This window comes from Anaerosolibacter carboniphilus (assembly GCF_014205875.1).
In the GTDB taxonomy this organism is placed as follows: Bacteria; Bacillota; Clostridia; order Peptostreptococcales; family Thermotaleaceae; genus Anaerosolibacter; species Anaerosolibacter carboniphilus.
Map to the genome: position 1 here is coordinate 107930 of NZ_JACHEN010000013.1, position 20833 is coordinate 128762.

27 protein-coding genes and 1 pseudogene are annotated in these 20833 nt (G+C 37.5%); 14 read left to right on the forward strand and 14 right to left on the reverse strand.

Translation table 11 applies throughout. From position 1 onward, the window contains the following. Nucleotides 1–36: 36 nt before the first annotated feature. The gene (locus HNQ80_RS11665) at nt 37–1737 is read right to left on the reverse strand and encodes a glycosyl hydrolase family 18 protein (protein WP_184310831.1); all 1701 of its coding nucleotides are present in this window, start codon (nt 1735–1737) and stop codon (nt 37–39) included. A gap of 238 nt (nt 1738–1975) precedes the next feature. Here HNQ80_RS11665 and HNQ80_RS11670 point away from each other — a divergent pair, with 238 nt between their 5' ends. The 5 genes from HNQ80_RS11670 to HNQ80_RS11690 all read left to right on the forward strand — a co-directional run bounded on the left by HNQ80_RS11670 (nt 1976) and on the right by HNQ80_RS11690 (nt 5708). Further along, nucleotides 1976–2173 carry a hypothetical protein gene (locus HNQ80_RS11670; protein ID WP_184310832.1) on the forward strand — a complete coding sequence of 66 codons (198 nt, stop codon included), beginning with the start codon at nt 1976–1978 and terminating at the stop codon, nt 2171–2173. Between the two features lie 221 nt (nt 2174–2394). Beyond that, nucleotides 2395–3288, forward strand: a complete 894-nt coding sequence (locus HNQ80_RS11675) for a putative selenate ABC transporter substrate-binding protein (RefSeq protein ID WP_184310833.1) — start codon at nt 2395–2397, stop codon at nt 3286–3288. An 11-nt stretch (nt 3289–3299) separates the two neighbouring features. After that, entirely contained in the window at nt 3300–4052 is a 753-nt protein-coding gene (locus HNQ80_RS11680; RefSeq protein WP_184310834.1) for a phosphonate ABC transporter ATP-binding protein, read from the forward strand. Nucleotide 4053: 1 nt separating this feature from the next. Next, the gene (locus HNQ80_RS11685; protein ID WP_184310835.1) at nt 4054–4854 is read left to right on the forward strand and encodes a PhnE/PtxC family ABC transporter permease; all 801 of its coding nucleotides are present in this window, start codon (nt 4054–4056) and stop codon (nt 4852–4854) included. After that, nucleotides 4851–5708, forward strand: a complete 858-nt coding sequence (locus tag HNQ80_RS11690) for a PhnE/PtxC family ABC transporter permease (RefSeq protein WP_184310836.1) — start codon at nt 4851–4853, stop codon at nt 5706–5708. The genes HNQ80_RS11685 and HNQ80_RS11690 overlap by 4 nt, the downstream gene beginning before the upstream one ends. 72 nt (nt 5709–5780) lie before the next feature. On the opposite strand, the gene HNQ80_RS11695 is transcribed toward HNQ80_RS11690, so the two are convergent. Beyond that, nucleotides 5781–5996, reverse strand: coding sequence for a hypothetical protein (locus HNQ80_RS11695; RefSeq protein WP_184310837.1), 216 nt, complete (start codon nt 5994–5996; stop codon nt 5781–5783). A 222-nt stretch (nt 5997–6218) separates the two neighbouring features. Here HNQ80_RS11695 and larE point away from each other — a divergent pair, with 222 nt between their 5' ends. After that, nucleotides 6219–7058 (forward strand): ATP-dependent sacrificial sulfur transferase LarE, encoded by an 840-nt coding sequence (gene larE, locus HNQ80_RS11700; RefSeq protein WP_184310838.1) that lies wholly within the window; start codon nt 6219–6221, stop codon nt 7056–7058. 62 nt (nt 7059–7120) lie between these two features. Here the strand turns inward: larE and HNQ80_RS11705 are convergent, their stop codons facing one another. Next, nucleotides 7121–7642: a permease gene (locus tag HNQ80_RS11705; RefSeq protein ID WP_243183203.1), complete on the reverse strand. Its 522-nt coding sequence runs from the start codon at nt 7640–7642 to the stop codon at nt 7121–7123. Between the two features lie 10 nt (nt 7643–7652). Continuing rightward, entirely contained in the window at nt 7653–8132 is a 480-nt protein-coding gene (locus HNQ80_RS11710; RefSeq protein WP_184310839.1) for a permease, read from the reverse strand. Between the two features lie 211 nt (nt 8133–8343). On the opposite strand from HNQ80_RS11710, the gene HNQ80_RS11715 reads away from it, so the two are divergent. The 5 genes from HNQ80_RS11715 (at nt 8344) to HNQ80_RS11730 (ending at nt 10119) form a co-directional block, all read left to right on the forward strand. Further along, on the forward strand, nt 8344–8670 hold the full coding sequence (locus HNQ80_RS11715) for an ArsR/SmtB family transcription factor (protein WP_184310840.1): 327 nt from the start codon (nt 8344–8346) through the stop codon (nt 8668–8670). After that, a complete protein-coding gene (locus HNQ80_RS26465) occupies nt 8671–8925 on the forward strand; it encodes a hypothetical protein (protein ID WP_330602845.1) in 255 nt (84 codons plus the stop codon). A 12-nt stretch (nt 8926–8937) separates the two neighbouring features. Beyond that, the gene (locus tag HNQ80_RS11720) at nt 8938–9618 is read left to right on the forward strand and encodes a permease (protein WP_330602846.1); all 681 of its coding nucleotides are present in this window, start codon (nt 8938–8940) and stop codon (nt 9616–9618) included. 18 nt (nt 9619–9636) lie between these two features. Further along, a complete protein-coding gene (locus tag HNQ80_RS11725; protein ID WP_184310841.1) occupies nt 9637–9870 on the forward strand; it encodes a thioredoxin family protein in 234 nt (77 codons plus the stop codon). Nucleotides 9871–9936: 66 nt separating this feature from the next. Then, nucleotides 9937–10119, forward strand: coding sequence for a thioredoxin family protein (locus tag HNQ80_RS11730; protein ID WP_330602848.1), 183 nt, complete (start codon nt 9937–9939; stop codon nt 10117–10119). A 132-nt stretch (nt 10120–10251) separates the two neighbouring features. Here the strand turns inward: HNQ80_RS11730 and HNQ80_RS11735 are convergent, their stop codons facing one another. The 7 genes and pseudogenes from HNQ80_RS11735 to HNQ80_RS11765 all read right to left on the reverse strand — a co-directional run bounded on the left by HNQ80_RS11735 (nt 10252) and on the right by HNQ80_RS11765 (nt 15836). After that, nucleotides 10252–11229, reverse strand: a complete 978-nt coding sequence (locus HNQ80_RS11735) for a permease (protein WP_184310842.1) — start codon at nt 11227–11229, stop codon at nt 10252–10254. Nucleotides 11230–11304: 75 nt separating this feature from the next. Beyond that, on the reverse strand, nt 11305–11628 hold the full coding sequence (locus tag HNQ80_RS11740; protein ID WP_184310843.1) for an ArsR/SmtB family transcription factor: 324 nt from the start codon (nt 11626–11628) through the stop codon (nt 11305–11307). A 221-nt stretch (nt 11629–11849) separates the two neighbouring features. Continuing rightward, nucleotides 11850–12251 carry an arsenate reductase ArsC gene (locus tag HNQ80_RS11745; protein ID WP_184310844.1) on the reverse strand — a complete coding sequence of 134 codons (402 nt, stop codon included), beginning with the start codon at nt 12249–12251 and terminating at the stop codon, nt 11850–11852. 31 nt (nt 12252–12282) lie between these two features. Then, a complete protein-coding gene (locus HNQ80_RS11750; protein ID WP_184310845.1) occupies nt 12283–12618 on the reverse strand; it encodes a Lin0368 family putative glycerol transporter subunit in 336 nt (111 codons plus the stop codon). Nucleotides 12619–12643: 25 nt separating this feature from the next. Then, nucleotides 12644–13021, reverse strand: a complete 378-nt coding sequence (locus HNQ80_RS11755) for a Lin0368 family putative glycerol transporter subunit (RefSeq protein WP_184310846.1) — start codon at nt 13019–13021, stop codon at nt 12644–12646. A gap of 210 nt (nt 13022–13231) precedes the next feature. Then, nucleotides 13232–13561: an ArsR/SmtB family transcription factor gene (locus HNQ80_RS11760; protein ID WP_184310847.1), complete on the reverse strand. Its 330-nt coding sequence runs from the start codon at nt 13559–13561 to the stop codon at nt 13232–13234. Nucleotides 13562–13748: 187 nt separating this feature from the next. Then, a pseudogene (locus tag HNQ80_RS11765) lies at nt 13749–15836 on the reverse strand (thioredoxin domain-containing protein). Between the two features lie 373 nt (nt 15837–16209). On the opposite strand from HNQ80_RS11765, the gene HNQ80_RS11775 reads away from it, so the two are divergent. Further along, complete coding sequence (locus tag HNQ80_RS11775; RefSeq protein ID WP_184310850.1) at nt 16210–17073, forward strand: AraC family transcriptional regulator; 864 nt, start codon at nt 16210–16212, stop codon at nt 17071–17073. Nucleotides 17074–17276: 203 nt separating this feature from the next. Here the strand turns inward: HNQ80_RS11775 and HNQ80_RS11780 are convergent, their stop codons facing one another. Next, nucleotides 17277–17438: a DUF255 domain-containing protein gene (locus HNQ80_RS11780; protein ID WP_184310851.1), complete on the reverse strand. Its 162-nt coding sequence runs from the start codon at nt 17436–17438 to the stop codon at nt 17277–17279. 208 nt (nt 17439–17646) lie between these two features. Between HNQ80_RS11780 and HNQ80_RS11785 the strand changes: the two genes are divergently transcribed. Beyond that, entirely contained in the window at nt 17647–18603 is a 957-nt protein-coding gene (locus tag HNQ80_RS11785; RefSeq protein ID WP_184310852.1) for a MerR family transcriptional regulator, read from the forward strand. 290 nt (nt 18604–18893) lie between these two features. On the opposite strand, the gene HNQ80_RS11790 is transcribed toward HNQ80_RS11785, so the two are convergent. Then, on the reverse strand, nt 18894–19055 hold the full coding sequence (locus HNQ80_RS11790; RefSeq protein ID WP_184310853.1) for a DUF255 domain-containing protein: 162 nt from the start codon (nt 19053–19055) through the stop codon (nt 18894–18896). A gap of 208 nt (nt 19056–19263) precedes the next feature. On the opposite strand from HNQ80_RS11790, the gene HNQ80_RS11795 reads away from it, so the two are divergent. Further along, nucleotides 19264–20130 carry a MerR family transcriptional regulator gene (locus tag HNQ80_RS11795; RefSeq protein WP_184310854.1) on the forward strand — a complete coding sequence of 289 codons (867 nt, stop codon included), beginning with the start codon at nt 19264–19266 and terminating at the stop codon, nt 20128–20130. Between the two features lie 81 nt (nt 20131–20211). Here the strand turns inward: HNQ80_RS11795 and HNQ80_RS11800 are convergent. Further along, a partial coding sequence (locus HNQ80_RS11800; RefSeq protein ID WP_184310855.1) for an IS3 family transposase occupies nt 20212–20833 on the reverse strand: 622 nt, incomplete at its 5' end.

Genomic DNA, 20833 nt, shown 5'->3' on the forward strand with positions numbered 1-20833 from the left:
GAGACCAATCACTTGGACTCTTTTTTATAGTGTTATTTATTCTATAGCATTTATCGTTTTGTTGATTGCATTCCAAATTTCTGGGCTCTCGAAGCCTCTTCTCCAGGCTGCAATCCCTGCAAAATCATATTTCCCTACCAATTCTGCTTTCAGTTGAAGAGAACGACTGTCTTCAATCCATATTTTTTGAAGCTTTCCATCCTTTTCATAGCTTACATAGTACTGTCCTGCTTCATCCTTCCATTCCTTTTGAATAGATGGATTCTTCAATATTTCATTTACGGTTTCCATACCTACTGATTTCGATTTCACCAAGATTTTGTTTGGATCATCAGAAGAGGGGGATTCCGTCCAGATTCTCGTGTAGAATGGAACTCCCAAAAGCAGCTTTTCTGCTGGAACCTCTTCCATGATCCCAAGCATACCTTTCTCAACCCAACCAATGGATGCAACAGAACCACTCACCGGGCTGGTAGACCAGTGCTCATCATAGGTCATCACAGCCATGTAGTCTACAATTTCGCCTAGAGCCTTTCGATCATAACATAGAGACCAATTTTCTGTCGTGCTCTTTATTGTAACATCTATAGAAACGACCACATCTTTTTCATGAAGCATAGGTGTTATTTCCCGGGCAAACTGGGTGAGTTTATCCCGGTCTTTCATGTAGACATTTTCAAAATCTATATTGATTCCATCCAAATCATAATCTACTGCTAATCCTACTAATTCGTCGATAATTCTTTCCCTGATAAGAGGATTGTTTAAAATCGTGTTGGTTAAGTCAGGATCAAAGGAATTATTCACCAGCGCCCAAACTTTATATCCTCGCGCCTTGGCCCACTGAATATAACTTCCATCGATTTTATGCCTGATCGTTCCCTTTCCATCTACGATGCTGACCCATGTAGGTGAAATCACATTCACCCCTTCCATGGGACCAATCTTTGCAGTATCAGGGTTTTTGTTATGGATATGATCCCAAGTTAAGAAAATTTTCCCTTTTTCTGGTTTCCAGATGGGTCCATTCTGTTCTACCCCGATGCCTTCTTCAATCTCAATCTTTTCAATGGCATCACTGTCAACATAACCAACCTGTCCATTTTCAGTAACCACTAGGGTCCATTCTCCATTGTCTTCCATCAGCTGCAGTTTTTCCCCCAGACTTAAAATATCAATCACCGGAGATAGCAGTCTGTTTTCTTTTCGTACCCTTAGTTGATCCTCTATCACTTCTCCCTTATGAATATCTTCTTCTAGGCTTATTAGGACAATGGTATTTCGCCCTTCAATCCAGTTGCTTCTTATACCAATATATTCTTCGATACTCTGGATAGGTACATAGGGTTTATCATTTTCAATGATCATAGGTAAAACATCCGCAATAACTCTATGATTTATCTTTACTTGCCCTTTTTCTTCATAGAAACGAATTATCTTTTCCTTCGTGGTAATGGTGCCTACCTTTATTGCGGGGTCATAATCCACATGGATACCCAACTCTTCTTGTAATAAGTCAAGGGCAACATAAATATTCTGATTTTCTCCCCATATTTTCACCGCTTCGCTACGATCTGTAAGCTCTTTCACATTTTGATCATGATATATAATGAGCTTTGGTACGGTGGGCACTGTAGATGCAGACTTTGACACAAAATAAAAATTTTGAATAAAATAAAAACTTCCCAATAGAATTGCAATTACTAATAAACAGATATATGCTATTTTCTTTTTCATTGTCCCCCCACCTTTCATCTCCCATTCCTAATATCTATTTTCCGTAAATACATGAATAGCCTCACCCGTTAGGAGTGAGGCTATGGACATGTTCTATATACCCTTTCATTTTACAAGAGATAGCTACAATTTTCAAGTTTTAATAATTACCATTATTTTTATTTTTAACTATTGTAAATATTTGTCTAGCAATTTTTACATTAGAAAAGCAGATACTATTATATGTGGAGGTGATATGATGAACGCTAAGAAATATACACTTAAAGGCGATGCAAAATCTCAAGCTGAAGCCATTCACAATACGATTGCCCAAATGAATGGTATTAAAGCCGTAAGAGTTGACTCATTTGCCAATACCGTTACTGTAGATTATGATGATAAAAAAGTCTCATCTTCTCAAATTGAGTCAAAATTAAAAGAAAACAACTATATATAATATAAACCCATAATAAATAGCCTGTGGAATCCACAGGCTATTTAATCTTTTATATCTTTTACATTATTAGAATATTTTTTAAGTAGGTCTATCTATAGTTATTTTCTATACAAATCAAAGAATCTATAGATAAACCTTATTTTACTATCTCTATGGACATACTATATAATCATTTATGGATAAAGATGAACTTATGTATTATACTTAAAGGAGGACTTTCATTGAAAAAAATCATAACCATTTTACTGGCACTACTCATGGTCGCTTCACTCACAGCGTGTTCTCAGAAAGCACCGGAAAATACTCAAATAACGACTCAAGATGAAAAACCAGTTTTTAAAATAGGCGCCATTCCAGATCAAGATGCATCGGAATTACAAAAAAATATGGAAGGCGTTGCAAAGTATCTTTCAGAAAAAACAGGTCTTCAAGTTGAATTTGTTCCTTCTGTCGATTATGCAGCCCTTGTAACGGCATTCGAAAGAGAAGAAATGCAATTGGTATGGTTTGGTGGACTTACTGGCGTTCAAGCAAGAAATGTAGTTCCTGGTGCAGAGGCTATTGCCCAAAGACCGAGGGATGCAGAATTCCAGTCTGTGTTTATTACGCAAAAAGATTTAGATGTGACAAAACTTGAAGATCTAAAAGGAAAAACCTTTACGTTTGGCAGTGAAAGCTCTACTTCTGGACACTTAATGCCCCGCTATTTTCTAATGGAAACAGGCATTGATCCTGTGAAAGATTTCAATGGACAACCAAACTTCTCTGGTTCCCATGATAAAACCATTAAACTAGTAGAGTCTGGAGCCTTTGAAACAGGCGCATTGAATATATCTGTTTGGGAAAAGTCTGTGAATGAAGGCAAGGTGGACTTAAACAAAGTCAAGGTATTCTATACAACACCAGCATACTATGATTACAACTGGACTATCAACAATGTAGATGAAACCTTTGGAGAAGGCACAAAAGCAAAGATAAAAGAAGCATTGCTTTCCATGGGTAGTGGTCAAGAAGAGGTATTAACGTTCTTCCAAACAGATAAATTTATCGAAACCAAAAATGAAAATTACGGCGCAATTGAAACAGTTGCAAAGCAACTAGGTATTATCAAATAGTAGGTGAATATATGTCATCAAAACCAATACTGCAATCTAATAATTTGTCAAAAACCTATGAGCGGAAGATAGCACTATCTTCCCTTTCTCTTACTGTGGAAAAGGGTGAACTCATCGCTTTGATCGGTCCTAGTGGTACAGGAAAAACCACCTTATTGAATATCTTGGCGAACATCATCCCCTCGGACACAGGGAATTTTGAGGTGGATGGTCTGCCCATTCAGCATTATCCGTCAAATAGAATTTTGGCAAAAAAAATCGGGGTGATTCGTCAGCAATTTGACTTGGTAGGACAATCACCTGTAATCCACAATGTTTTGGCAGGACGATTGGGGGAATGGGGGTTCTTTAAGTCCCTCTTTTCTTTAGTTTTCCCCCAGGATAAAGATCTCGCCCTTGCTGCTTTAGAAAGGGTCGGTTTGCGCAATAAAGTTTACGAGAAGACCTCCAATCTGTCTGGTGGTGAACAGCAGCGTGTAGCCCTTGCCAGATTGCTGGTACAGCATCCTGAAGTTATTTTGGCCGATGAACCAGTAGCTTCCTTGGACCCTGCCCGAGCAGAAGACATTCTATCGATGCTCGTCAAATTGGTAAGAGAAGAAAAGCAAACCCTTATTACAAGCCTTCACTCTGTGGAATACGCCAAAAAGTATTTCACGCGAATCATCGCGTTGAGAGAGGGATCTATTTATTTCGATTCTCCATCGGAAGAAATAACGGATCAAATGCTATTGGATCTTTATCATCTGAAGGAGTTGGAATAAGATGCAGCGGTGGAAAAACTCCCTTCAATTTCATAAACGGACAATGTTAACAGTGCTTTTGGTTCTGGTTTTTATCTGGAGCCTTTTTTCTGTTCCCTGGGGAGCTGAGGTCCTCCATCCCGGCGGAAAAGCTACAATCATACAAATTTTCACGGCTTTTCTTCATCCAAATTTTTCTCCTGAAATCTTAGGACTAGCCTTCATTTCATCCTGGAGAACAATGGCTTATGCTGCAGCAGGTATGTCATTGGCAATCATCATTGCCTTCGTTTTTGGAATCTTAGCATCAGGTGTCTTGTGTTCAAATCCATTTCCTCGCTTGTTATCAAAAAGTGTTTTTAGGAGCTTGCTGGGCTTCATGCGAGCCATCCATGAACTGATATGGGCTTGGTTATTTGTAGCTGCCTTGGGCTTATCTCCTTTTGCAGCAATATTTGCATTAGCGATCCCTTATGGCGGAACCCTAGGTCGTATTTTTGCAGACATACTAAATGATGCTCCGGAGGAACCCATCAAAGCCCTAAAAGCGTCGGGGGCTTCACGTCTTCAGCTATTATGCTATGGTTATCTTCCTATGACTAAAGTGGACATGATCAGTTATGTCATGTATCGATTTGAATGTGCTATCCGATCCTCAACCATCATGAGTTTTGTGGGTTTAGGAGGCCTAGGTTATCAAATCCAATTGGCATTGGCAGATTTGGACTATAGTAAAGTTTGGACCTACATGTTCTTTTTGATAGGATTGGTTCTATTGGTGGATGGTTGGAGCAATTTGCTTCGAAAGAGGTTGCTAGCATGAAAAAAAATCAAGATTTTACACATCAAAGACAATTGAATTTTGCTGATTTCTCTCTACTCTTTGCATGTATCCTCATCATCGCTTCCTGGATATTCATCTTCTACGTGGATCAGGCTGATTTATCTAAGCTAATCTCTGAAAAAAATGCTTTTCATGCCAAGAAGTTTTTGAAAAGTATGGTGGGAATCGGTGAAGAAAACCCTGCCTTCGCCAGTGGAGAGCATTGGAAGAATGCATTTATGCTTACCTACGAAACCCTACAAATGAGTCTTCTAGCCATTGGTTTTTCTGCCATTGGTATGCTTCTCACGGTGATACCAGCGGCTAGAAATGCCGCCAATGGTACATTAACACTGACCAAAAAGTGGTACAGTCAAATATTATTTGTTTTTATACGTTTCCTATATATATTTTCAAGGGCTGTGCCTGAGCTAGTCTGGGCCATGATTATTATCTTTATTTTCAAGCCTGGTATTTTGCCTGGCGCATTGGCCCTGGCTTTGCACAACTTCGGTATACTGGGAAAGCTATGTGCTGAAGTGATAGAGGATTTGGATTTAAGACCAATTCGTAATTTGGCCTCCAGCGGTGCCAATACGGGCCAAATCCTCATGTACGGTGTAATTCCAACAGTAATGCCCAAATTCATTACCTTCATATTATATCGTTGGGAGGTCATCATTCGTACTACCATCGTTGTAGGCTTTGTAGGTGCAGGTGGTTTAGGACTTCACTTTAAGTTGAGTATGAGCTGGTTTAACTATTCGGAAATCACCTTAATCTTAATCTGTTATCTACTGCTGGTATTCTTGGCTGACTTGCTGTCAGAAGGATTTCGTAAGATGATCGAATGAATATGAATCAAATAAGATAGGGAGCCATCTGGCTCCCTACCTTATTCTGTACATTGCTATCCAATCAAAATTCTATCTTATCTTTTTCTTTAATTCCTCTCGATCCAATCCAATGATAATTTCATCATCGATGATAATAGTAGGTATCCCTACCCAGCCCTGTGCTTTTACTGGTTCATAGATAGAATGAGTATCCCTGATCTTCAAAAATCTCTTCAGTGCACCAAAATCTAAGCTTATGTCAAAATATCCAAATTTAACGCCTTCTTCTGAAAGAAACTCTTTCACCTCTGGACACTCTGCTCACATATGGCTTCCATAAACGATAATCTTCTTCATGTAGATCCTCCTTTTGTATTTTCTAGATTGCATTATCTTTTCATAATCTAGACTTCCCCATAATCATAAGTATAGTATTTATTGACATCCATAGCAACCTAGTATAAAATTTGCTTTAGTATAATAATGTGATGGAAGCTTGTCTTTTAAATATATCTTAGGAGGCCAAAAATGAACCCACAGGAGAAACTTATCAAGTTAAAAGAATTCTTAAGAAATCTAAAAAGTGCAGTAATTGCTTTTTCCGGCGGTGTGGACAGCACATTTTTGCTTAAGGTTGCCCACGAAGTTTTAGGCGATCAGGTCATCGCCGTTACTGCAAGATCATCGACCTATCCTGAGAGGGAATTAAACGAAGCGAAACAGTACGCGAAGGATATGGGTGTAAAACACATTGTCATCGTTTCTGAAGAATTGGAAATCGAAGGCTTTTCCAAGAATCCTACCAACAGATGCTATTTTTGCAAGCATGAACTCTTTTCAAAGGTCAGAGATGTAGCCAATGAACACCATATGCTTCATGTTTTAGATGGCTCCAATTATGATGACCTGGGTGATTTTCGACCAGGTATGCATGCAGCCAAGGAATTACATGTAGTAAGTCCCTTGAGAGAAATGGGTCTTACAAAAGATGATATACGCGTTCTTTCTAAGGACATGGAGTTGCCAACCTGGAATAAGCCAGCCTTTGCATGTCTTTCTTCCAGATTTCCCTATGGTCAAGAGATTACACCAGAAAAACTAAAGATGGTGGATCTAGCAGAGCAGTATCTATTAGATCTTGGTTTTCGGCAAATTCGCGTAAGACATCACGACCAGATTGCTCGAATCGAAGTGGCATCCACTGAAAGGGAGAAATTTTTCGATATCAAGGTGATGGATCAAATAGGCACTAAACTGAAAGAAATCGGATTTACATATGTGACCTTAGATATTCTAGGCTACCGCACCGGTAGCATGAATGAAGTCCTAAGCGAGGATATCAAAAACAATAAAGGTATTTCAAAATAAAATCAGTAAGCCTTGGCTTACTGATTTTTTATTGATTTTTCTAATCCTCTCACTTTCCTTTATCATAGGGACTCAGCTTTTTTATATATATCCTCAATTTCTGCCTTTGATACAAAAAAATTAAGGATATAGGCAATGAAAATGATTCCAGGAATGTCGATCGCCAATCTAATTAGGGCAAAGGAAGTTCCTAATGAAGCCATTTCAAATAAAAACATTGGTATTTTTGTGGTTGACCATGCACCAATAAAAATTAAAACATTAGTAAAACGAACACCCTTCTTCATAAAAACTGCAGCGATGGGAAATGCACCATATAGGGGTCCTGCCGCTGCAGAACCCAATAGTATAGCCAATATAACCCCTAGCCATCCAGAGTCCTCCCCCATATACCTTACCATGGTTTCTTTGGGCACCCAAATATCTAACAAACCTAGAAGTATGAAAATAGGTGGAATAACCATCAACATTTCCTTAAAGCTAAAGCCAACAATGCCCAGTGCTTTAATCCCCAACTGCCTGTTCAGTAGGATCACACCCGCCAAAACCAACGCAGTAAGCATGAAAAATCTATACTTCTTCATCATTTTCAATTTAACCCACCACCCTTCCTATGATGTAGGCCACAACAAATGAAAAAACAAAGGCTATTGTGTTTCTTAACACGGTAAGTTTCTTGCCAAAATACTTCATCTCTACTGGAGCAGTAATTACGCCTACCATCATTAAAGTAGAAACGAAGGCTGCTATTTGCATATACCCCGCACCGTTTTGCAGCAGGAGAGCAGCAGTGGGAAAAGCTACAAAGCCTGGAATCAATGTGATTGCTCCTATGACAGCTGATAAAATCACACCAAACCAGCCAGACTCGGAGCCGATTACCTTAGATACCACCTCAGGATTCACAATGGCAAGCACTAAACCCACCAGCATAATAATACCTAGAAGTTCAGGCAAGATGTTCTCAAAAGTCTTCCATGCTTTCATAAGGGCTTGTTTTGTTTTCTTCTTGTCTTTCATAGCTGAAATAAGTAGTAAAACAATGGTCACTAAATACATCCAAAAGTTATTCATCGATTCACACCTTCCTTCAAAATATACATTTCCTTAATTTGTATGAACGTATATTGATCATACAACAATTATACCCCCCTGCATAGGGGGTGTAAAGTTTTTTCTAAATTTATCCAAAATTTAATTATTTATATGGGAAATAGTTGCAACTTTATCAACATAAGAATATAATCATATTAGAATTTTCTAATGTAGTTAGGAGGTGTTCCCATTGTCCACAATATTTTTTGAACTTTCTTCTTCTCTTCTGAAGGCTTTGGCCCATCCTACCCGCCTTCAGATTTTGGATATTTTGAAAGACAAAGATGAGTTATGTGTTTGCCATATCTATGAAGATTTAGAGCTAGAGCAGTCTAATGTGTCTCAGCACCTTAAAATATTAAAGGACCAAGGCATTTTGAGCAGCCGTAAAGATGGTCTAAAGGTCATGTATAGCGTCAAGTCACCCGAGGTGTTTCAAATATTAGATATTAGCAGAAAAATTCTCATAGCCCAATTGGAAGAAACACAAAACCAATTAAGAAAGGAGGGAAACTAATTGTTAAAAGCCTTTGCTGATTTTATCGTGGAAAAAGTTCTTAAACTAGATTTACATTCAAGGCTGGGAGACAGCATAGATTTTTTTATCTATGATACTTTGAAAATCATTCTTCTGCTAAGCATTATGATTTTTTCTATTTCTTTTGTAAGGAGCTACTTTCCTCCGGAAAGGGTCAAACAGATCCTTGGGAAGTTTGGTGGATTGGGTGCTCACTTTATGGCATCCATTCTCGGTGTGCTTTCCCCCTTCTGATCGTGTTCAACAGTGCCTATTTTTATAGGCTTTGTGGAATCGGGTATTCCACTGGGTGTAACATTTACTTTTTTGGTAACCTCCCCCATCGTCAATGAAATCGCTTTGGGTTTTTTATTTATCAGCTTCGGACTTAAAATAGCCATCCTTTATACTGCAGCAGGCATGCTCATCGGTATTGTATCGGGCATGGTCATTGAAAAACTAAATCTAACTCACCTTGTAGAAGAGTATGTGTACCAGCTTCATATGGGGGAATCTGTTGTGGAAGAAATGGATGCCAAGAAAAGAGCAGAATTCGCTGCCAATGCTGTAAAAGATATTGTAAAAAGGGTATGGATCTATGTCATCCTTGGTATAGGCATTGGTGCCGTCATCCACGGTTATGCCCCTGAGGATTTTCTGGTGAAATATGCAGGTCCCAACAACCCCTTTGCTGTATTTGTAGGTGTCTTATTGGGGATTCCCCTATATAATAATGCCGTCGGGATGATCCCAATTATTGAAGCATTGATAAATAAAGGTGTTGGTGTGGGTACAGCCTTATCCTTTATGATGGCCACAGTGGCCTTATCCTTACCTGAAATGATCTTACTAAAGCAAGTAATGAAGCCAAAGCTCATAGGAATCTTTGTGGCAATCACTGGAATTTCTATCATTTTTGTAGGCTACTTATTTAACATTGTTTTATAATGAAATGGAGGCATGGTGATGAATATCAAAGTATTAGGACCCGGATGTAAGAACTGCACGACACTATATGGATACGTTAATGAGATAATCAAGGAGTTAGGTATCCAGGCTGAGGTAGAAAAAATATCGGATTTCAAAGAAATTGTATCCTTCGGCGTCATGAAAACCCCTGGATTGGTTGTAAATGGGGTTGTAAAGGTCTCTGGCCGGGTACCATCCAAGGAAGAAGTAAAAGAAATTTTAAGCAAATAGGAGGCAGTAACCATGGAAATTAAAATTCTAGAACAGGTTTGTTGAGCTGGCAGTAAAGTAGCGCCCATCGTCGATGCGGCACTGACAAGACTAGGAATGGAGGATGATTTTGAAATCATCGGAGACATCCCCTCCATCGTGAAGCATGGGGTTATGAATCCACCAGCCCTAATGATCAATGGTGTGGTAAAGATTTCTGGAAAGATTCCTACGGTAGAGGAAGTAGTAGAAGTTATACAGCAATTCTAATAGTCTTCTAAATAGAATTTCTTTATGTTCTGACAACATAAGATAAGCCTCTTGTAACGACAAAATACAAGTGGCTTATCTTTTTGATTTTTTAAGTACCAACGGGCGGACAGCGTCGTCCTTCCGATGATTCTATAGATTTACCATCAGTCGATATAAATATCCAGCTGCTATACCGCCTATATAAACAAATCCTACATAAAAAAGTATCGCTCTCTTCTTTAGAATTGTTGACATACCCGCTATGACAGGGACACCCGTTGCTTTCCCTGTGATTAAGAAAGCAAGAATAGCTGCCTCGCTGGCACCTGAATTCATGAATGATTTCATTAATGGCAGCGCTGCTGATCCTGAGACATATAGTGGCAACCCTACTGTCGCCCCAAGAGGTATGGAATAACTCTTATCTCCGCTAAACAAGGCTAAAATCCATTCCTTTGGGATCATCCTTTCTACTACTCTTCCAATAGCAATGAATACGATAAACGCAAATGATATTTTCTTTAAACCAATACCATATAGCCCCTTTACAAATTGATCAATTTTATACTTTCTTATGATACCATCCTTTCCACTTCTATTATTTTCTTGTGAGCAGCATGAAGCTGCTGCTGTTAAATCTTCTGCATTGTCTCCACCACAGCAGCTCTCTTTCTTTATGCTTACCAACTTAAATTGTTCATTGAAGAAGCCGGTTTTTGCTTCTAGATAGTGGGCCAAGCCCCCTGCCACAAGCCCTAAAACCATAGAGGAAACTAGTACCGCTATGGCAAATCTTGAACCAAAAAATGCTGTCTCGAACATAAATTCTGATGGGCTTGTTAAGGGCGATGATACCAAAAATGCCATTACAGGTCCCCAAGGAAGTGAAGAGATAAACATAGATAACAATACCGCCATCGTTCCACATGCGCATAGGGGCGTTAACGCTCCAAATGCCACTGAGCCTGGTACAGATAGTCTAGCATTTTTTTGTAATCCTCTCCTCAACTTGTCAGCATCTATATATACGTTAATGCCTACTGCTATGACTACACCCACCAATAAAATGAGCCAGTCTGCCTTTAAATATCCAATAACCGTGTTAACAATATCTTGAATAAACATCATATGGACCATCCTTTCACAATTATTTATTAAACAAATCTATTAATCAAAAAAAATTGATTAATAGACGAAAAAAATTTAGCAACAATCCTCTGGTCTAAAGATGCAACATAGTTTTTCTGATAAAAGACCACTGACCTCCACTTTGTTAATTTCATAATAGCTCCAAGTTCCTTTTGTTTCTTTTTGGATTAAATTTGCCTCTAGCAATATCTTTAAATGGTAGGACAATTTTGATTGTGGCATCTCAAGCATATCGCACAAGTCACAGACACAGACCTTGCCATGTTGACATAGCAAATATAAAACTTCTAGCCTTTTTTTATCACCAAGGGCTTTAAATTTCATTTCATACTCACTAAACTTATCATAAGTAGAATGTTCAATATTCTTTCTATTCATTTCCTAATCACCCTTTATCAACTTTTTTTGATTTAATCTGATTATAATGCATATCTCCATATCTGTAAAGTATTAAATCAACTTTTTTTGATTTAAAATAGATACCCTCTTATGTATTTATCTGCTCGTTCTGCCATAAAGAAATATCTTAACACCAGCTATATTATTTCCAATAGCCAAAAATAAATGAGAGAATTCCATATAGAATTCTCTCATTTATTTTATAATTCTCCCTTTTTTACTCTCTCTATTAAGTTTTCAACTTTTTCTTTGATGATATCTCTCGTTTCTCTAAACCCTTCAATAGGTCCACCAGATGGATCTGTCAAACCCCAATCTTCTTCGTGCTTACATGGAACAAAGGGACAAACCACACCGCATCCCATGGTAACCAATATATCAATTTCTTCTGGAATATCCGTCAATAGCTTCGGATAATGGCCGCTCATATCTACACCGGCTTCTTCCATTACCTGAACTGCTAACGGTTTTACTTCATGGTATTCTTCTGTACCTGCTGAATATATCTCTAAAACATCTGATCCTAAATGCTTGGCCCATCCCTCTGCCATCTGTGAACGACATGAGTTATGAATACATACAAATGCAACTTTCTTTTTCATGTGAATGCCTCCCTATTATGTTTTGTGAATTTTATAAAAAGGTTGATAACACGTATGCGCCTATTGCACCACCTAGAATGGAAGAAATAACGGTTGGCATAGCTTTTCTTAAGCTTGCACCAGAATATTTGGCCCCAGCCAGCAAGCCTACACCTGCGGCCCAAGCCATATCCACCCAGGCTTCTCCACTCTGGTAAATCATTCCTAAGCCATGATTCAATGCCCAGGTAGTCCCCACTATAAAACCTGCTGCCATCCATCCACCGATGGCACCCCATGTTTCCACCATCTTCCCCCAACATAGGCTAACTAAAAAAGGAAAAATGAATGCACCTACAAAAGTTGAGATCATTAGCCCTACTGTCATATCGACTGCTCCCTTCCAAATCTATTCACGATGCTCTTTTGCGTTCTTTCTCCTTAGCTATATCTTTTTGTATCATCGCTGCTGTAATTCCGCCAGCTAAACCACCAAGGATCACAACAATGAGGGTAGGAATTGAATCGATGAGAGGCGTTATGGAGCCTGCTGAGAATACAGGTCTTAACGTACCACACACCCCTATGGCTAAGGCCATATCTACCCATGCGCCCTCCTCAGGATTATGGAGTATACCAATGTGATGATTCAAAAACCACATGGTGCCTATGATAATAAGCGCTGCGATCCAACCACCTGCAATGCCGTAACTATCGGCAAACTTCCCCCATACGCTCATGACAAAAATACCTGCAATTCCGCCGCCAATCATTGTTCGGATGTTTTTCATGATTTCACCTTCTTCTTATAAAAGTCCTCTCAGATTATCTGCAAATCTTTCCGGCAGCTCAGCTTCAATGAGCTCTCTTGCAACTTTCTCATGATCATAAGGAATATACCTTACATTATCTAATATTGTCCTAGCTGGCTCCCAACTATCACCTAGAACTCAGCTACAACCTTCGGGCTTTACACCAAAAACATTTAGTTCTATTTTTATCTATTCTTCTATACATCCTGAGCTCTCGCAGTTACATGAGAAAGCATTACAAATGCAATCATTAGATGGAGTTGTAATCTTTTTTATAAAGCCACATATCCTATCTACTTGATCTTGCTTAATCGAATAAAATGCCCACTTCCCTCTTTTATCTGCATTGATTAAACCCACTTTCTGCAGCACCTTCATGTGATGGGAAATTGTGGGTTGGGTGAGATTTAAACCATCTTGAATATCACAAGCACATAATTCACCACAAGATAGCATCTCCAGGATCTTTAAGCGATTTTCATCGGATAGGGCTTTGAAAATCTCTATCTCTTCTTTCATCACGAACCATCTCCTAATTATATATTGATAGCCATCTATATTATCTATTATATATAGATGATTGTCAATATGTCCTCAATAATATGAGGGCTGATTTAAACGCTGCCCTCATATTATTGTTCTATTCAATTCGTCACTTTGCCCTTGCTCATCTATATGCTTTTAAAAATAAGAATAGGAAGCTTCTTTATTTTAACTGATTATTAGCAGATAGCAGCTGAATGAATTGTTCGATATCAGAAGTAGGAATATTACAAGCAAAGTTTTCACATACATAGGCAGTAGCAATATTCCCAACCATTCCTTGATTTTTTACAAAGGGCACCAACTCCTGCAGCCTTGGATCTCCATCGTTGTAAATAACCACAGCAAAAGGTAAAAATCGCTGCTCTAATTCCGCCAGCATCCGTTGGGTATCTTCCTTCCCCCTTTCACCTGCTATAACAATCTCTTTTGTAGGCATATTGGCAAACAGATAGGCCATCATAAAATGGGTAAATGAATTGGGATTATCCTTCACATTGCCGCCAAAGGTGTGAAACTGGGACATGGCCTTTTTTTCAAACTCTTTATTTCCAGTCATTCTCGCCAAACGCAGCATACATAGGGTTGCAACGGAGTTTCCAGAAGGGGTTGCCCCATCATATACTTCCTTCGGCCTTACGATCAGTGATTCACTATCGCTTCCATATATAAAGAAGCCACCATCCTTCTCGTCCCAGAACAGATTGATCATATCATTGGTCAAGTCTATGGCTTTCTTCAGATACACTGTCTCATAGGTTGTTTCATATAGCTCTATCAATCCCCAGATCAAAAATGCATAGTCATCAATATAGGCTGGATAGGCTGCTTCTCCAGCCCTATATCTGGCCAGTAGCCTGCCGTCCTCTCTTACTAGCCTTTGCATGATAAAACCCGCTGTTTTTTTCGCGGCATGGATATAAGCAATGTTATCAAATACCCTTCCGGCATACGCAGTTGCAGCAATCATCAAGCCATTCCAAGAAGTCAGGGTTTTATCATCCTTAAAGGGATGAATTCTCTGCTCTCGATAGTGGTAGAGCTTTTCCCTGCACAGGCTTAGTTTTTCCTTCAAGGATGGATCATTTTCGATCTTTCCTAAATCTATACCAATCAAGTTTGGAATACTCTTTCCTTCAAAATTTCCACCCGTTTTAATGTCGTAGTATTGGCTATATACTGCTGCATCTTCTTTTCCCAGCACTTCGTTTACTTCATCCACACTGAATACATAGAACTTCCCTTCTTCCCCTTCTGAATCGGCATCTTCCGCTGAATAGAAGCCTCCTTCCACAGGGCTCATATCTCGAAGGATATAGGTCAATACTTTCTCTGCGATCTCAGCGTAACGATAATTCCCAGTGACTTGGAATGCTTCCACATAAGCAATGATTAACAGGGCATTGTCATAGAGCATCTTCTCGAAATGGGGGACCAACCACTCTTTATCCGTGGAGTATCTAGAGAATCCAAAGCCCACATGGTCAAATATTCCCCCTGCATACATCCCATCCAAGGTCTTTTCCACAATTCGTAAAGCGTCCTCTTGCCCTGTTGCTGCATAATACCTTAACAAGAAAGAAAGGTTATGGGGTGTCGGAAATTTAGGGGCCTTTCCAAAGCCTCCATATACAGGGTCAAAGAAATGTTTTAAATCGCTGTAAGTAGTATAAATGATTTCCTTTTCTAATTCGTCCTTATTGCTATCTAACACTGAAGTTTTTACAGCATCAATGATTTCTCTGCTCGACTGCTCCAATTCATCCTTTCGATTTTCCCAAGCATCTTGTATGCGATTCAAAATATCTATTAGACCGGGTTGTCCATATTTACTCTTCTTTGGAAAATAGGTTCCAGCAAAGAATGGCTTTTTCTCGGGTGTCAATATGACGGTTAGAGGCCAGCCCCCATGGCCAGTCATGGCTTGACAAAAACTCATATAAATATGATCAATATCTGGCCGTTCTTCTCGGTCTACTTTGATAGAAACAAAATATTTATTTAGCACCTCTGCCACATCATGATCCTCAAAACTTTCCCTCTCCATGACATGACACCAATGGCAAGTGCGTAATTAACAAGAAATTCAGCTATACCCAATAGAGAGAAAGATGGGTTTGTTTTCATCCTTCGCCTTTTTAAAAGCCTCCTCTCCCCAACCAAACCAGTTCACTGGATTGTAAGCATGTTGCAGTAGGTATGGTGACTTCTCTTTTGCTAATCTATTGGGTATTTTATTATTTGTTGTCATAGCACCACCTCCAATCTTCTAATTTATTCTTTTTATTATCCCCTCGTACGCCTTAAAATACCCAAACTTTTAATAATACAATGCACAAATACTTAACAGAATAATTTTTGACCTTCAAGGCGAATATCCAAAATATCAACATTGAAGTATACCCCAAGAGTTAGACACTAAATTTAACTTTTGGAGGTAACGATAAAGCGTATCCTTTATGCACTAATAAAAGTTTTTATGATAAAATTTAATTTTGGAAAAATAAAAAGGGAATATCTAATACTATTTCTTTTTATATAACGATTCGATATTTTTTGTGTTGAAAAAGTCGAGCACCGTAAGATTACCTTTGGTATTATGTAGATATGAGAGGAGGGAGATAATGTTAAACGAATTAAATCATGTGATTGACTATATTGAAGATCATTTAACCGATGAAATTTCTCTTGAAAAAATCTCTGAATATGCTGGGGTTTCAGACTTTCACTTTAGAAAGATATTTTTTTATCTTTCAGGGTTGACGCTTAATGAATATATCAAAAACAGAAAATTGTCGGAAGCAAGTATGGATTTGCTAAATGGAGAAAAAGTAACGGATGTAGCTTTGAAATATGGTTATCAGTCAATGGACGGCTTTACCCGAGCATTTAAAAAGTGGAGCGGATTTTTACCCTCGGATGTAATAAAAAAAGGCATAAGTAAATCTTTTCCCAAACTTTCATTCATAATAACCGTCAAAGGAGGAATCACTATGGAATTTAGAATTGAAGATAAACCAGCATTTAATTTAGTCGGTGTAAGCAAACGTGTCCCTATGCAATTTGAAGGTGTTAATAACGAGATTGTAAAGCTTGCACAAAGCATAACGGATGAACAAAAAGAAGAAATGCATTCTCTTCAAAATATTGAACCTTATGAAATTGTCAATGCTTCTTATGAGGCTGACGCTAATTTCTTAAAAGAGGAAGGATATTTAACTCATCTTATAGGCGTTTTAACAACTGAAAATCAAGTAAGTGATCTCTTAGAAAAAGTGCCGGTCAAAGCCTATACTTGGGCTATATTTCCAAACGAAGGACCATTTCCTTATACGTTACAAGATACAATGGCAAAAATATATTCAGAATGGCTTCTTTCTTCAGATTATGAAGTAATCAATGCCCCTGCTTTTTCTTTTACTAAAATGGATAAAAATAAAAAAGACTTCGCTTATAGTGAAGTTTGGATTCCTGTTCATAAGAGATAAAAACTAAAAGCACACAAATCATTTTATTCGGCACAATTTTGTATTTACTGTTGCCCGCTAAATATTATTAAAAATAGAATAAGATAATAGCATCGAGGACGCGGAGTCAACAAATTAAGCATAAGCAAGGTGAAAAGCCTTGCTTTTTATTTGGTTCTAGTAACCGGTTTGCCATCAGTGACAAGTTCTTCGCTAGACCCAAGTTAGCTATACCCAATAGATAAGAAGATAGGTTTATCTTCTTGTTTTGCTTTTTCAAAAGCTTCACTCCCCCATGAGTAGCACTCTACAGGATTATAAGCATGTTGCAATAAACATGGTGATTTCTCATGGATTAATCTATTGGGTTCTCTGCTGTTAGTCATAGGACATCACCTCCTTGCTTTGATTATGTTTTTTAGCATTTACAACATTTATCGGTATTATTCTTTTATACCGGTATAAAGTGTTGTAGAATTTAATAGTAATAATTATTCTCTTCGTAATATTTATTAATTGAAAAAATTATAAAAAACATATTGACCTTTACGTTGCGGAAAGTTGTAGACTTTTTCTGAGAGGAGGAAGTGCATAATGATTAAAATCGGTGAGGTTGCCGTAAGGTACAACATATCAAATAGAACACTCAGGTATTGGGAAGAAGTGGGAATACTTGCAAGCATACGTCTGGATAACGGGTATCGCTTCTATGATGATGAAAACATCACTAGAATAAATCAAATTATGGTGCTTCGTAAGCTCAGACTTCCGATACGGGACATTCAACGAATATTTGTATCAAATGAGCTTTCATGTGTTGTCAGTGCTTTATGTAGGCATTTAGAAGATACCAGACATGAAGTTGAAGAGTTAAATGCATTGAGTATCGTATTGGAGCGTCTAATTGAAGCCGTTAAGTATCATAATAGTATATCTGAGATATTTGAATATCTTGATATACCTGATAACACTGCAATATTAGAATTGAAAAATGCACTCCAAATAACGCTCTCAGAAAGGAATAATTTTATGTCGGAAAATTCAAGTTACAACAAAATCGGAAACGTGAGGATTGTGAAATTGCCTAGAATGATATTTGCATGCTTTAGGGCAGAAAGTACAACTCCTGAAAATGATTGTAGTGCAGTAGTAAATAAACTAATATTTGAAAACTCTCTTCATGAGAAATATGGATTCAGGCACTTCGGCTTCAATAACCCAGACCCTCAGAAAGACAGTCCGGTTTATGGCTATGAGATGTGGGTAGTCGTACCAGAAGATTTTGCTGTACCGGAACCATTCTACAGAAAAGAATTTGCTGGTGGTCTTTATGCTTCGCTATCTACTCAAATGACTATAATTGGCGAACGGTGGAGACAACTTTCAGATTGGGTTATGAATAGTCGAAAGTATGAAATGGATTGGAATCCTGATGCTGATCGAATATGCCTTGAAGAATGCATAGATTACATTAGTTTTATTTCCGATGATATTGACGAGAATGACAAACAACTTGATTTATTAACCCCAATTAAGCTTAAGAGGAAGTAAGGATTCTGAGAGAATTATTTAACAGGTTAAATACTAAACATTATGGTTCCATATTAATGAATATGGGACCTTTTATTTTGTGGACACAATCAGCTTGTAACTTGCTTTTTCTTTTCTTAAATTATCGCCATTTTCTACAACTATGTAATAATGAAATATTATCTTTTTATAATTTATCCGTATCATTGAAAAACCTTCTCAAAGCATTACTACGAGAGGGTTACTTTTTAATAAAAATTGCAGTTAATGGGTTACATGACACCAATGACAAGTTCTCCGTTTGACACAAGTCAGCTATACTCAATAGATAGGAAGATAGATTTATCTTCAGCGTTCGCCTTCTTAAAAGCTTCCTCTCCCCAAGCATACCAATCCACTGGATTGAATGCATGCTGTAGTAAATAGGGAGACTTCTCTTTTACTAATCTATTAGGTTCTCTGCTCTTTGTCATAGGGCATCACCTCCTTGGTTTATTGGAATTGCTAATCATATATTTACCTCTTTATTTTCTCCAAGCTCATTGTTTGTATTTTTTTGAAATAGGTTGTTTATTTACTCTACATCAATAACATGATTTAAGATGATCTACACTATGTTCATTAAAGCCTATTGACTATCACCTTGGGGATTTGTTTATAATTGATGGTGAGGTGATGAAGATGTTAATACATGAAATTTGTAAAGAATGTGATGTAACAAAAAAGGCAGTTGAATATTATGAAAAACAAGGATTGATTAACCCCAAAATCAATAATAATAATTATCGTTACTATGACAGAAATGACGTGCTTCTATTAAAGGAAATTGCTATGTTGAGAAAACTTAATGTGAGTATTCAAGATATTAAAATTATCATTTCAAGCGATAATAAGCTTAAAGCACTATCTGATTATAAGGTTAAAAAAGAACTTCAAATGGAGAAAATGAAAGCACAGTATGATTGCTTAAACTATTTATTAAAAAGTGGCTATAATATTGAAGAAACAAGCAATATAATAAGTCATAAATTAGACGAACATATAATTATTAAAGATAAGTTAATTCAAGTATTCCCTGGGACCTATGGAATGTATCTTAACTTGCATTTCGGCAAATTTTTGAATGAAAAAATAGATAGCCATGAAAAAGAAATAGCTTACTCCAAAATTGTTAAATTCCTTGATACTGTTGAATTTCCAGAAGAATTAGAACAATTTCTAACAAACGCTTTAGCCGAAGTAGATTTGGAAAAAATAGATGGATTTTCTAATATGTTCATGGGAGATTTCGGTAGTTTTATTAATGAAAATTCAGATACGATAGAACAATATTTAGCGTACCGTAACTCAGAAGAATTTAAATCAAGCACGGCATATAAAATGCAGCAAAAACTGATTGTGTTTCAAAACAGCATTGGTTATTACGATATTTTTATTGCTAATCTAAAAATTTTAAGTAGTTCCTATCGTAAATTTCAAGAAAGGCTTGAATTGGCAAATAAAGAGTTTTTGAACATATATCCTGAAGCAAAGAATATTCATAGCTAACTATCAATTAACTGAAAGAATAAAAGACTAAAAATGCAGTTAATGGGTTACATGTGACCTTTCCCCGATAAAATAGACACGCTATACGGCTAGTTTTCTTTCATTTTCATAGGATATCGGGGTTTTATATCCAAGAGCAGAATGTAGCCTTTTTCGGTTATAAAATATTTCAATATACTCAAAAACAGATTGTCTTGCTTCTGATCTAGTTCTAAAACTATTAAAGTACACAAGTTCCATCTTTAGACTGCCGAAAAAAGATTCCATGCAAGCATTATCATAACAGTTTCCTTTACGGCTCATGCTTGCTATAATGCCATACTTTTTAAGTAACTTTTGGTAGTCACGACTGGCATACTGACAACCCCTATCTGAATGGTGAATCAATCCTGGTAATGGCTTTTCTCTTGAAATTGCTTGCTTAAGGGCTTTTGCAACAAGTTGCTGTGTCATAGTAGAATCCATTGCCCATCCAACGATTTTTTTATTGTAAAGATCTAGGACTGCAGCTAGGTAGAGCCATCCTTCTTTTGTTGGAATATATGTTATATCAGCTACCCATTTCTGATTAGAAGCAGTAGCTTGAAAATCTTGATTTAATAGATTTGCAGCAACAGGATAGTTATGTTTAGAATTTGTGGTTGCCTTGAACTTTTTCTTGGTACGGGAGAATATGTTATTCTCTCTCATCAAGCGAGCGATA